The sequence below is a fragment of the Streptomyces sp. NPDC002566 genome (assembly GCF_042889585.1).
Taxonomy (GTDB): domain Bacteria; phylum Actinomycetota; class Actinomycetes; order Streptomycetales; family Streptomycetaceae; genus Streptomyces.
Genome location: NZ_JBIARD010000001.1, coordinates 1266970 through 1279737, shown reverse-complemented (window position 1 = coordinate 1279737; position 12768 = coordinate 1266970). Strand labels below are relative to the sequence as shown.

General features: G+C 71.0%; 10 protein-coding genes. 3 read left to right on the top strand and 7 right to left on the bottom strand.

Annotated features, from left to right (window positions below; genetic code table 11):
* Position 1 precedes the first annotated feature (1 nt).
* The 7 genes from ACFYXA_RS05630 to ACFYXA_RS05600 form a co-directional block, all read right to left on the bottom strand.
* Positions 2 to 1021 carry a LacI family DNA-binding transcriptional regulator gene (locus tag ACFYXA_RS05630; RefSeq protein WP_351098504.1) on the bottom strand — a complete coding sequence of 340 codons (1020 nt, stop codon included), beginning with the start codon at positions 1019 to 1021 and terminating at the stop codon, positions 2 to 4.
* Positions 1022 to 1112: 91 nt separating this feature from the next.
* A complete protein-coding gene (locus ACFYXA_RS05625) occupies positions 1113 to 2537 on the bottom strand; it encodes a BNR repeat-containing protein (RefSeq protein WP_389028382.1) in 1425 nt (474 codons plus the stop codon).
* 17 nt (positions 2538 to 2554) lie between these two features.
* Positions 2555 to 2875 (bottom strand): L-rhamnose mutarotase, encoded by a 321-nt coding sequence (locus ACFYXA_RS05620; RefSeq protein WP_389028380.1) that lies wholly within the window; start codon positions 2873 to 2875, stop codon positions 2555 to 2557.
* A 17-nt stretch (positions 2876 to 2892) separates the two neighbouring features.
* A complete protein-coding gene (rhaS, locus tag ACFYXA_RS05615) occupies positions 2893 to 3975 on the bottom strand; it encodes a rhamnose ABC transporter substrate-binding protein (RefSeq protein ID WP_389028378.1) in 1083 nt (360 codons plus the stop codon).
* 125 nt (positions 3976 to 4100) lie between these two features.
* Positions 4101 to 5078, bottom strand: coding sequence for an ABC transporter permease (locus ACFYXA_RS05610; RefSeq protein WP_389028376.1), 978 nt, complete (start codon positions 5076 to 5078; stop codon positions 4101 to 4103).
* Positions 5071 to 6111: an ABC transporter permease gene (locus tag ACFYXA_RS05605; RefSeq protein WP_389028374.1), complete on the bottom strand. Its 1041-nt coding sequence runs from the start codon at positions 6109 to 6111 to the stop codon at positions 5071 to 5073. The genes ACFYXA_RS05610 and ACFYXA_RS05605 overlap by 8 nt, the downstream gene beginning before the upstream one ends.
* Complete coding sequence (locus ACFYXA_RS05600; protein WP_389028372.1) at positions 6108 to 7625, bottom strand: sugar ABC transporter ATP-binding protein; 1518 nt, start codon at positions 7623 to 7625, stop codon at positions 6108 to 6110. Before ACFYXA_RS05600 ends, ACFYXA_RS05605 begins: the two co-directional genes overlap by 4 nt.
* 327 nt (positions 7626 to 7952) lie before the next feature.
* Here ACFYXA_RS05600 and rhaI point away from each other — a divergent pair, with 327 nt between their 5' ends.
* The 3 genes from rhaI to ACFYXA_RS05585 all read left to right on the top strand — a co-directional run bounded on the left by rhaI (position 7953) and on the right by ACFYXA_RS05585 (position 12716).
* Positions 7953 to 9113 (top strand): L-rhamnose isomerase, encoded by a 1161-nt coding sequence (gene rhaI / locus ACFYXA_RS05595; protein ID WP_389028370.1) that lies wholly within the window; start codon positions 7953 to 7955, stop codon positions 9111 to 9113.
* Positions 9114 to 9222: 109 nt separating this feature from the next.
* Positions 9223 to 11262 (top strand): bifunctional aldolase/short-chain dehydrogenase, encoded by a 2040-nt coding sequence (locus ACFYXA_RS05590; RefSeq protein ID WP_389028368.1) that lies wholly within the window; start codon positions 9223 to 9225, stop codon positions 11260 to 11262.
* 5 nt (positions 11263 to 11267) lie between these two features.
* On the top strand, positions 11268 to 12716 hold the full coding sequence (locus tag ACFYXA_RS05585) for a rhamnulokinase family protein (RefSeq protein ID WP_389029077.1): 1449 nt from the start codon (positions 11268 to 11270) through the stop codon (positions 12714 to 12716).
* The last annotated feature ends 52 nt before the right edge of the window (positions 12717 to 12768 follow it).

Here is a 12768-nt window from a genome sequence, read left to right as displayed (position 1 = left end):
GTCAGCGGGCGGAGAGGCTGGAGCGGCGGACGACCAGCTCGGGCTGGAGCACGACCCGGCGGTGTTCGTGGCCGCTCCCGTCGTCCTCGGTCTCCTCCAGGAGCATCTCGGCGGCCAGGGCGCCCATGGTGACGGCGGGCTGGCGGACCGAGGTGAGGGGGACCGCTGCGGCGGCCGCGAACTCGATGTCGTCGTAGCCGACGATGGCCAGGTCGTCGGGGACGTTGACGCCGGCCGCGTACATGGCCTGCAGCACGCCCAGGGCGAGCAGGTCGTTGGCGCAGAACACGGCGGTCGGACGGTCGGCGAGGCCGAGCAGGCGGGCGCCCGCGTCCCGGCCGGCGGCGACGTCGAGCCGCTCGGTGGGCAGCTCACGCAGGTGCTCGGGGCCGAGGCCGGCCTCGGCGAGGGCGTCGAGCGCGCCGGTGCGGCGGTCGCGGACCTGGTTGAAGCCGGGCGGGCCGCTGACGTAGGCGATCGAGCGGTGCCCGGCGTCGACGAGGTGCCGTACGGCGAGCGCGCCGCCGGCGACGTCGTCGACGGACACCGAGCATTCGGTGGTGCCTTCGGAGACCCGGTCGACCAGCACGAAGGGGATGCCGTGCCGGCGGAAGGAGTCGATGTTGCGGCCGGTGGCGTCGGCCGGGGTGAGCAGCACGCCCCGCACGCGCTGCTCGGCGAAGAGGGAGAGGTACTCGGCCTCCTCGCCGACGCTCTCGGCGCTGTTGCAGACCATCACGCCGAGCCCGGACCGCCGGGCGGCCCGCTCGGCCCCGCGGGCGACGTCCACGAAGAAGGGGTTTCCCATGTCGAGGACGAGCAGCCCCATGATCCGGCTGCGGCCCGCGCGCAGTTGGCGGGCGGACTCGCTGCGCACATAGCCGAGCCGGTCTATCGCGGAGAGCACCCGGGCCCGGGTCTCGGTCGCGACGGTGTCCGGGCGGTTGATGACGTTGGAGACCGTGCCGACGGAGACTCCGGCGGCACGGGCGACGTCTTTGATACCCACCGACTGGGCCATCAGGCGGGGACCTCCAGGGGAACGAAAGCGAACGGGTTCTGCGGCGGGAAGGCCTTCACATTACCGCCCTCCCGTCGCGCCGCCCGACCGGTCAGCCGGGCAGCCGGAAGTCGACGACGTGGAGCGCCGAAGGGGTCGTACCGGTCGACTTCTCCTGGTACATGAAGGACAGGACGCCGTCCTTCGCGACGCGGGTCTCGTCGACGACGACCTCGCCGAAGGCGTTCAGTCCGCTGCCGTCGAACAGCAGCTTCCAGTCGGTGTACCCGGAGGCCCTGGACGCGGCGGCGATCCGCCCGAACGGGAAGACCGCGTAGGCGTTGTCGTACTTGTCCAGGACCAGCTTGGTGCGCTGGCTCGAGCCGAGCGGGACGGGGATCTCCGTCTTGCGCCAGCCGCCCGAGGCGTCCTTGCGGAGGTGGAAGGCGCGCCCGTGGGCGGTGCGGTCGGCCACGTAGTCCGTCGTGCACTGGCCGAAGCGGCCGGGGACGTAGGAGATGATCGCGTGCGGCCGGCCGGCGGAGTCGGTGAACTGGCTCTCCTGGTTCATCAGGGAGTGGTCCGGGTTCAGCGGGTCCACGATCAGGCCCGCGTCGGTGACGGTCACCTTGTCGGCGCCGCCGGTGGCACCGACGACCGTGCCGGCGTCGTTGCGCCAGGTGCGGCCCCGGTCGTCGGAGTAGACGTAACCGGTGTCGTGGTTGGTGATGCCGCCGCCGGAGCACATCACGGCGCCGTTCTGCTCGCGCCAGGTGAAGAGGGAGTGCAGCCGGCCGTTCACGTCGTAGTCGATGCCGTGCAGGTACATGTTGCGGGCGGTGCTGGAGCCGTGCTCGCTGGTGTACATGCCCGTGGAGCCGGACCACTCGCCGAGGTTCGTCCACTTCACGCCGTCGTACTCGGCGAGCGCGTTGCGGCCGTTGCCGGAGACGGCGACGCGGTAGCTGAGCTGGAGTCGGCCCTCGGGCGTGGAGACGAACTGGGGGTAGGTGAACTGGGAGGTGAGGGCGAGGCCGTCGAGGGTGGACTGCGGTGCGCCGAAGCGGCTCGCGGTCCAGCTGAGTCCGGCCGGGTCGTCCATGAGTCCGGCGGCCGACTTGACGTAGGTGAAGCCGTCGCTGTGGGAGTCCATGTCGAGGTGGAGCCGGCCGTCGATGGCGGAGACGCCCATGGAGATGACGTTGTGGGAGTCGTCGTAGCGCAGGGTGTGGCCGATCCTCGCGGTGGACCAGGTGCTCGCGCCGAGTGCGCGACGGGCGACGACGGCGCTCCGGTCGGCGGTGTACCAGGCCGCGTACTGGTGGCCCTTGTAGGTCAGCAGGCCGTTCTTCTGGAAGGAGTTGTTGTTGACCAGCCCGTCGTAGGAGACGAAGAAGAGGGCCTGGCCGTCGAGGGTCGTGGTGCCGGTCCGGGTGAGGGAGGGGCCCGGGTCGGCGGCCCGGGCGGTGCCGGCGGCCAGGGCGGGGGCCGCCGTGGCCCCGGCGAGTGCGGCGCCGAGCAGGGTACGTCGGTTCATGGCGGCGACCTTCGTCGTCAGGCGAGGTGGAAGACCTCGGTGAGCGGTTTCATGGCCTCGTCGGGGCGGGAGCCGTCGAGGGACTCGAAGAACGGCGCCATCTCGGCCTGCCAGCGGGAGTTGACCTCGGCGGCCTCCATGCCGGCCAGGGCGGCCGAGAAGTCCTCGGTCTCCAGATAGCCGACCAGCAGGCCGTCCTCGCGCAGGAAGAGCGAGTAGTTGCGCCAGCCGGTGGCCGAGAGCGCCCGGAGCATCTCGGGCCACACGGCGGCGTGACGTTCGCGGTACTCGGCGATCCTGTCCTGGCGGACCTTGAGCAGGAAACAGACGCGCTGCATGAAGTACCGTCGCCTCCCTAGAAGTTGAACTGGTCGATGTTCTTGGCGTCGAACACGGTCGGCTTGCCGAGGCTGATCACCCCGTCCTTGCCGATGGTGTACGAGGTCGTGCCGGCCTTGAAGGTCTCGCCCTCCTTCCCGGTGATCTGCCCGGAGACCAGCGCCACGGCCGTCTGCGCGGCGAGCGCGCCGAGCTTCGCCGGGTCCCACAGCTCGAACGCCTCGACGGTGCCGTTCTTGACGTACTTGCGCATGTCGTCGGGGGTTCCCAGGCCGGTCAGTTTGACCTTGCCCTTGTACTTGGAGCCCGACAGGTACTGGGCGGCGGCCTTGATGCCGACGGTGGTCGGGGAGATGATCCCCTTCAGGTCCGGGTACTCCTGGAGCAGGCCCTGGGTCTGCTGGAAGGACTGCTGGGCGTCGTCGTTGCCGTACGCGATCTTGACGAGCTTCATGTCCTTGTACTTCGGGTCCTCCAGCTCCTTCTTCATGAAGTCGATCCACACGTTCTGGTTCGTCGCCGTCTGCGCCGCCGACAGGATGGCGATCTCGCCCTTGTAGCCGATCTGCTGGGCGAGGAGTTGCACCTCGGTGCGGCCGAGGTCCTCGGCGGACGCCTGCGAGACGAACGCGTTGCGGCACCCGGCGTCGGTGTCGGAGTCGTAGGTGACGACCTTGATGCCGCTGCTCATGGCCTGCTTGAGCGCGGTGCACAGGGCGCCCGGGTCCTGCGCGGACACGGCCATCGCGTCGACCCGCTGCTGGGTGAGCGTGTTGACGTACGACACCTGCCCCGAGGTGTCCGTCGCGCTGGAGGGGCCGACCTCCTTGTAGCCGGAGCCCAGCTCCTTCAGCGCCGCCTCGCCGCCCTTGTCGGCGGAGGTGAAGTACGGGTTGTTGACCTGTTTGGGCAGGAAGCCGACGGTCAGGCCCTTCTTGGTCGCCGCGTTCGGGTCGGCCTTGCCGGCGGAGGCGGCGGCCCCGGTGCTCTCGTTCTTCACGTCCTCCTTGGTGGTGCCGCCGCAGGCGGTGGCAGCGAGCGCGAGCGAGGAGACGGCGGCGAGGGCCGCACAGGCACGGCGGAGGGAGGTTCTGCGCATGGCGGGGGTTCCTTTGTCACGAGGGTGAGTGGATGCGCCCCGTCAGGGGCGCGCGTCTGTATTCATGTGCGGCTCCGCCGCGCGGGCGCGACCAGCCACACACAGCCGCAACTTCGAAAGACGATCTATCCGGAGGAGCCCGCCGCCGCCCGGGCGACAGCGACCTGCTTCGCGACCCGAGGCCCCAGCACGGACACCACCAGCAGCACACCGGTCACCACGATCTGCGACTGTGCGGACACGTCCTGAAGACTCATCACGTTCTGCAGCACCCCCAGCAGGAAGACACCCGCGATCGCCCCGCCGAGCGTCCCCTTGCCCCCGTCGAAGTCGATGCCGCCGAGCAACACCGCGGCGATGACGGACAGTTCCAGGCCCGTCGCGTTGTCGTACCGCGCGCTCGCGTAGTGCAGCGCCCAGAACACCCCGGTGAGGGACGCCACCAGCCCCGTCAGCGTGAACAGGACCAGCTTGTGCCGCTTGACGCGGACACCGGCGAACCGCGCGGCCTCCTCGCTCGCGCCGATCGCGAACAGCGACCGCCCGAACGGTGTGGCGTGCAGGACGACCAGGGCGATCGCGAGCAGCACCAGGAAGGGTGGGAAGGCGTACGGGACGAACGTGTCACCGATGCGGCCGGCCGCGAAGTCCAGGTACTGCGCGGGGAAGTCGGTCACCGCGTCGGAGCCGAGCACGATCTGCGCGATGCCCCGGTAGGCGGCGAGGGTGCCGATGGTGACGGCGAGGGACGGCAGCCCCAGCCGGGTCACCAGCAGCCCGTTGACGAGCCCGCAGACAAGCCCGAGGAGCAGGCAGACGGGGATGATCGTCTCGATCGTCATGCCCTCGTTCCACAGCCTGCCCATCACCGCGCCGGACAGTCCCGCCGTGGAGGCGACGGACAGGTCGATCTCGCCGGCGACCACGAGCATCGTCATCGGCAGGGAGATCAGTGCGACGGGCAGGGCGCTGCCGATCAGGAACGACAGGTTGAAGGCGTTGCCGAAGCCGTCGACGAAGGTGAAGGAGAACAGCAGCAGGACGATCAGGAGGGCGCCGACCACCGTGTCCCACCGGACCGCGCGCGTCAGAGAGTCAGGCATGGCGGGCGCTCCTCTTCTTCAGGGCCGACGCCACCCGCAGCGCGACGACGCGGTCCACGGCGATGGCGAGGATGAGCAGGATGCCGTTGACGGCGAGCACCCAGACGGAGCTGACGCCGAGGGCGGGCAGCACACCGTTGATCGAGGTCAGCAGGAGGGCGCCGAGCGCCGCGCCGTGGACGCTGCCGGAGCCGCCGGTGAAGACGACTCCGCCGACCACCACGGCGCTGACGACGGTGAGTTCGTAACCGGCGCCGGTACCGGAGTCGACGTTGCCGAACCGGGCCAGGTACATCGCTCCCGCGAGGCCGGCGAGGGCGCCGCAGAAGGTGTAGGCGAAGAGGATCCGCCTGCGTACGGGGATGCCGGCGAGGCGGGCCGCCTCCGGGTTGGAGCCGAGCGCGTACAGTTCCCGGCCGCTGCCGAAGTGCTTGAGATAGTAGGCCGTGGCGACCAGCACGGCGAGGGCGATCAGCGCCAGGTAGGGCACGGCGGAGATGCCGCCGGAGCCGAAGTCGACGAATCCGCCGGGCAGGTCGGCCGCGGTGATCTGGCGGGAGCCGACCCAGATGGAGTCGACGCCTCGGATGATGTACATCGTGCCGAGCGTGACGACGAGCGCGGGCACCTGGCCGAGGCTGACCAGCAGGCCGTTGAGGAGTCCGACGCCGATGCCGAGGAGCACCGCGAGCGCGACCGCGAGGACCGGGTCGCCGCCGCCGTGCAGACAGGTGCCCGCGGCGAAGGCGGTGACGCCGAGCGTGGAGCCGACGGACAGGTCGACGTTCCTGGTGATCACCACCAGCGACTGCCCGGTGGCGACCAGGACCAGGATGGTGGCGTTCAGCAGCAGGTCCTTGATCCCCTGTTCGGAGAGGAACTCGCTGTTGCCGGCCTGGGTGATCGCGATCATCGCCAGGAGGACGACCAGGATGGCGAGTTCGCGCATCCTGAAGACGCGGTCGACCAGCCGGGTGCCGCTGGACCTGGTCGCCTCGGCGGCGGGGGCGTGATCGGGGGCGGTCACCGTCATGCGGCGGCCCTCCCCGTGGCTGCGGCCATCACGGACTCCTCGGTGGCTTCGGAGCGGGGGATCTCGGCGGTGAGCCGGCCGTCGTGCATCACCAGCACGCGGTCGGCCATGCCGAGGATCTCCGGCAGGTCGGAGGAGATCATCAGGACGGCGACCCCGTCGGCGGCGAGCCGGGACAGCAGCCGGTGCACCTCGGCCTTGGTGCCGACGTCGATGCCGCGCGTGGGCTCGTCGACGATGAGCACCTTGGGGCCGGTGGCCAGCCACTTGGCGAGGACCACCTTCTGCTGGTTGCCGCCGGAGAGCGTGTTGACGGTGTCGGCGATCCGGGCGTACTTGACCCGGAGCTTGACGGCCCAGTCGAGGGACCGGCTGCGTTCGGCGCCGCGGTCCATCAGGCCGGCCCTCACGGTCGTACGCAGTCCGGTCAGGCCGATGTTGCGCTCGATGGACATGTCCATCACCAGTCCCTGGGCGCGGCGGTCCTCAGGGACGAGGGCGAGGCCGGCGGCCATGGCGGCGGAGGGGGCGCCGTTCGTCAACCGCCTTCCCCGCACCTCCACTTCGCCGGCGTCCCAGCGGTCGATGCCGAAGACCGCGCGGGCGACCTCGGTGCGGCCGGCGCCGACGAGTCCGGCGAGGCCGACGATCTCGCCGCACCGGACGTCGAAGGAGACGTCCGTGAAGACGCCCTCGCGGGTGAGCCGGCGGACGCTGAGGGCGACCTCGCCGGGCTCGACGTCCTGCTTCGGGTAGAGCTCGTCCAGGTCGCGGCCGACCATACGGCGCACGAGGTCGTCCTCGGTCATGCCGTCGACCGGCTCGCTGGCGATCCAGGCGCCGTCGCGCAGGGTGGTGACCCTCCGGCAGATCTCGAAGATCTCCTCCAGGCGGTGCGAGATGAACAGCACCGCGGCGCCCTGTTCGCGCAGGGCGCGCACGACGCCGAAGAGCCGGGCGACCTCGCTGCCGGTGAGGGCCGCGGTCGGCTCGTCCATGATCAGGACGCGGGCGTCGAAGGAGAGCGCCTTGGCGATCTCGACGATCTGCTGGTCCGCGATGGACAGACCGCGCGCGGGGCGGTCGGGGTCGAGGTCGACGCCCAGCCGGGCCATCAGCGCGGCGGTGGCGTCGCGGGTGGCCCTGTGGTCGATCCGGCCGAGGGCGCGGCGCGGCCGGCGGCCCATGAAGATGTTCTCGGCGATGGACAGGTCGGGGAAGAGCGTGGGCTCCTGGTAGATGACGGCGATTCCGGCGTCGCGGGCGTCGCCGGGGCCGTGGAAGACGACGGGCTCGCCGTCGAGCAGCACCCGGCCGGCGTCCGGCCGGTGCACCCCGGCGAGCGTCTTGATGAGGGTCGACTTGCCCGCGCCGTTCTCCCCGGCGAGGGCGTGCACCTCGCCGGGGAACAGCTCCAGACGGACGCCCCTGAGGGCGCGCACGGCGCCGAAGGACTTGGAGACGTCCTCGAGCGCCAGCACCGGGGCCGGTCCCGTGTCGGACGGGTGGGTCATGGATGGCTCCTCGACGACGCTCGCGATCCGCTCCCGCCGGGGGCCGTCACGACGTCGTGAAAGGTTTCAATCGGTTGGCCGGGACGTTAGGCACGGCGGCCATGTCACGTCAATGGGTCGACCTCGAAAAGTTTTCGATACCCGGGGATCACGCGGGAGTCCCGGAAGACACCCCTGACCGGAGGGGTTGACACTCCCCCGGCGGCCTCATAACTTCCCCTTCTGAATCGTTTCATACGGTCGCTTCCGCTGAAGACCTCAGGGGCGCCTCCGCGGAAGCGTTCAGGACGTGTCTTCCGACAGAACCCGACGTCACAGGAGCCCGAAGTGACCGACCTCGCCGCGGTGAGAGCCGCGCTGAAGACCCAGGCCGTCGAGACGCCGTCATGGGCGTACGGGAACTCCGGGACCCGCTTCAAGGTGTTCGCCCAGCAGGGCGTGCCGCGCACACCGCAGGAGAAGCTGGACGACGCGGCGAAGGTGCACGAGTTCACCGGCGTGGCGCCGACGGTGGCCCTGCACATCCCCTGGGACAAGGTGGAGGACTACTCCGCACTCGCGAAACACGCCGAGGACCGGGGCGTGGGGCTCGGGGCGATCAACTCCAACACCTTCCAGGACGACGACTACAGGTTGGGGAGCATCTGCCATCCGGACGCCAGGGTGCGGCGCAAGGCCGTCGACCATCTCCTGGAGTGCGTCGACATCATGGACGCGACCGGCTCCACCGACCTGAAGCTGTGGTTCGCCGACGGCACCAACTACCCCGGCCAGGACGACGTACGGGGGCGGCAGGACCGGCTGGCGGAAGGGCTCGCCGAGGTGTACGCCCGGCTCGGGGACGGGCAGCGCATGCTGCTGGAGTACAAGTTCTTCGAACCGGCCTTCTACACGACCGACGTGCCGGACTGGGGCACGGCCTACGCGCACTGCCTGAAGCTCGGCCCGAAGGCGCAGGTCGTCGTCGACACCGGGCATCACGCGCCGGGAACCAACATCGAGTTCATCGTCGCCACGCTGCTGCGGGAGGGCAGGCTCGGCGGTTTCGACTTCAACTCCCGCTTCTACGCCGACGATGACCTCATGGTGGGCGCGGCCGACCCGTTCCAGCTGTTCCGGATCATGTACGAGGTGGTGCGCGGGGGCGGGTTCACCTCCGAGGTGGCCTTCATGCTCGACCAGTGCCACAACATCGAGGCGAAGATCCCGGCGATCATCCGTTCCGTGATGAACGTGCAGGAGGCCACGGCGAAGGCGCTGCTGGTCGACCGGCCGGCGCTTGCTGCTGCGCAGGCTGCGGGGGATGTCCTGGACGCGAACGCCGTGTTGATGGATGCATATAACACGGATGTACGGCCGCTGCTTCGTGATGTGCGGGAGGAGATGGGGTTGGACCCCGAGCCCCTTGCTGCGTATCGGCGGTCGGGGTGGGCCGAGAAGGTTGTTGCTGAGCGGGTTGGCGGGGAGCAGGCGGGGTGGGGGGCGTGAGCGGCTGCCTGGTTCTGTCTCGTTGCGGGGTGCGGGCCCGTTGTGGCTGGTCGCGCAGTTCCCCGCGCCCCTAAGGAAACTCCCCTTCTCAACTAAGGACCGCATGTCGATGAACACCCATCCCGAAGCTGCTGCTCTTCTTGCCCGGTCCCACCGGCTCGGCGCCGACGCCCGCAACACCAACTACGCCGGCGGCAACGCGTCCGCCAAGGGAACCGACACCGATCCCGTCACCGGGGGTGATGTGGAGCTGATGTGGGTCAAGGGGTCCGGCGGGGACCTCGGGACGCTCACCGAGGCCGGGCTCGCCGTGCTGCGGCTGGACCGGATGCGGGCCCTGGTCGACGTCTATCCCGGTGTGGAGCGCGAGGACGAGATGGTCGCCGCGTTCGACTACTGCCTGCACGGCAGGGGCGGGGCCGCGCCCTCGATCGACACCGCGATGCACGGGCTCGTCGACGCCGCGCACGTGGATCATCTGCACCCGGACTCCGGCATCGCGCTCGCCTGCGCCGCCGACGGGGAGAAGCTGACCGCGGAGTGCTTCGGGGACACGGTCGCCTGGGTGCCCTGGCGCAGGCCCGGGTTCCAGCTGGGGCTGGACATCGCCGCGATCAAGGAGGCGAACCCGCGGGCCGTCGGCTGCGTGCTGGGCGGGCACGGGATCACCGCCTGGGGTGACACCGCCGAGGAGTGCGAGCGCAACTCGCTGCACATCATCCGCACCGCGGAGGCCTTCCTGGCGGAGAAGGGGAGGCCGGAGCCGTTCGGGCCCGTGATCGACGGGTACGGGGCGCTGCCCGAGGCCGAGCGCCGGGAGCGGGCGGCCGCGCTCGCGCCGTACGTCCGGGCGATCGCGTCGAAGGACAGGCCGCAGGTCGGGCACTTCGACGATTCCGAGGTGATCCTGGACTTCCTGGCGCGGGTCGAGCATCCCCGGCTCGCCGCGCTCGGCACCTCCTGCCCCGACCACTTCCTGCGCACCAAGGTGCGCCCGCTGGTGCTGGACCTGGCGCCGGACGTGCCCGTGGAGGAGGCGGTGGCGCGGCTGAAGGAGCTGCACGCCCGGTACCGGGAGGAGTACGCCGCCTACTACAAGGCGCATGCTCTGCCGGACTCCCCCGCGATGCGCGGCGCCGATCCGGCGATCGTGCTGGTGCCCGGCGTGGGCATGTTCTCCTTCGGCAAGGACAAGCAGACCGCGCGGGTCGCCGGCGAGTTCTACGTCAACGCGATCAATGTGATGCGGGGCGCGGAGGCGGTGTCGACTTACGCGCCGATCGAGGAGTCGGAGAAGTTCCGCATCGAGTACTGGGCGCTGGAGGAGGCCAAGCTCCAGCGGATGCCGAAGCCGAAGGCGCTGGCCACGCGGGTGGCTCTGGTGACCGGTGCGGGCAGCGGGATCGGGAAGGCGATCGCGCGCCGGCTGGTGGCCGAGGGGGCGTGTGTCGTCGTCGCCGACCTGAACGCACGGAACGCGGCCGCCGTCGCCGAGGAGCTCGGCGGGGCCGACAAGGCCGTCGCCGTGACCGTCGACGTCACCTCCGAGGAGCAGATCGCCCAGGCCTTCAAGGCGGCGGCGCTCGCCTTCGGCGGGGTGGACCTCGTCGTCAACAACGCGGGGATCTCCGTCTCCAAGCCGCTGCTGGAGACCTCGGCGAAGGACTGGGACCTCCAGCACGACATCATGGCGCGCGGCTCGTTCCTCGTGTCCCGTGAGGCGGCCCGGGTGATGATCGCTCAGGAGCTCGGCGGGGACATCGTCTACATCGCCTCGAAGAACGCCGTGTTCGCGGGGCCCAACAACATCGCCTACTCCGCGACCAAGGCCGACCAGGCGCACCAAGTACGCCTGCTGGCAGCCGAGTTGGGCGAGCACGGCATCCGCGTGAACGGGGTCAACCCGGACGGTGTGGTGCGCGGTTCGGGCATCTTCGCCGGCGGCTGGGGCGCGCAGCGGGCGGCCGTGTACGGGGTGGAGGAGGACAAGCTCGGCGAGTTCTACGCCCAACGCACCATCCTCAAGCGGGAGGTGCTGCCGGAGCACGTGGCCAACGCCGTGTTCGCGCTGACCGGCGGCGAGTTGACGCACACCACCGGGTTGCACGTCCCGGTCGACGCCGGCGTCGCGGCCGCCTTCCTCCGGTGACCGCCGTGCGCTCGTACGCCGCGGTCGACCTCGGCGCGTCCAGCGGACGTGTGATGGTCGGCCGGGTGAGCCCCGACTCTCTGGAGCTGACCGAGGCGCACCGGTTCGCCAACCGGCCGGTGCGGGTTCCGGAGGGGCTGCGCTGGGACGTGCTGGCACTGTACGCGGGCGTCCTGGACGGGCTGCGGGCGGCGGGCGTCCGCTGCGGCGGGCGGCTCGACTCCGTCGGCGTGGACGGCTGGGCCGTCGACCACGGCCTGCTGGACGCCGACGGGGCGCTGCTCGGCAACCCGGTGCACTACCGCGACGCGCGCACGGAGGGCGTCGCGGAGAAGGTGTGGGCCACCGTCCCGGCGGCGGAGCTGTACGCGGCGACGGGGGTGCAGTACGCGCCGTTCAACACGCTGTACCAGTTGGCCGCGGCGCGTGACACACGGCAACTCGCGTACGCGGAGCGGTTGTTGCTCATTCCCGATCTGCTGACGTACTGGCTGACCGGCGAGCAGGGCACCGAGCTGACCAACGCCTCCACCACCCAGCTGATCGACCCCCGGACCGGGGACTGGGCGTACGACGTGGCCGCCCGGCTGGGCATCGACCTGAGCCTGTTCGCGCCGCTGCGCCGGCCGGGGGATGCGGCCGGGCTGCTGCGGGCTCAGGTGCTGGAGGAGACGGGTCTCACCGGGCCCGTGCCGGTGACGGCCGTCGGCTCGCACGACACCGCGTCCGCGGTGGCCGCCGTGCCGGCGACGGGCGAGCGGTTCGCGTACATCTGCACCGGCACCTGGTCGCTGGCCGGGCTGGAGCTGGACGCGCCGGTGTTCGGCGAGGAGAGCCGGGCCGCCAACTTCACCAACGAGCTGGGCCTGGACGGCACGGTCCGCTACCTGCGCAACATCATGGGCCTGTGGCTGCTCCAGGAGTGCGTACGGGCCTGGGGCGACCCGGATCTGGGCGTGCTGCTGCGGGAGGCGGCCGGGGCGCCGGCGCTGCGGTCGGTGATCGACGCGGGGGACGCGGCGTTCCTGGCCCCGGGGCGGATGCCGGAGCGGATCGCCGAGGCGTGCCGGGCGTCGGGGCAGCCGGTGCCGGGGACGCCGGGCGAGATCACCCGGTGCATCCTGGACTCGCTCGCACTGGCCCACCGGCGGGCCGTCGAGGAGGCGCGGGAGCTGGCCGGCCACCCGGTGGACGTCGTGCACATCGTGGGCGGGGGCACCCGCAACGCGCTGCTGTGTCAACTGACCGCCGACGCCTGCGGGCTGCCCCTGGTGGCCGGTCCGGCGGAGGCCGCCGCGCTCGGCAACGTGCTGGTCCAGGCGCGGGCGCACGGCCTGGTGGGCGACCGCCACGCCATGCGGCGGCTGCTCGCCCGCACCCAGCCCCTGACCCGCTACGAGCCGCAGGGCGGCACCGGCCGCTGGCGCGAGGCGCAGGCCCGGCTCGACACGTGACGGGGCGGGGCAGGGCTCCCTGCGAGAGGACCTGCCCGATTACGCTGCACTC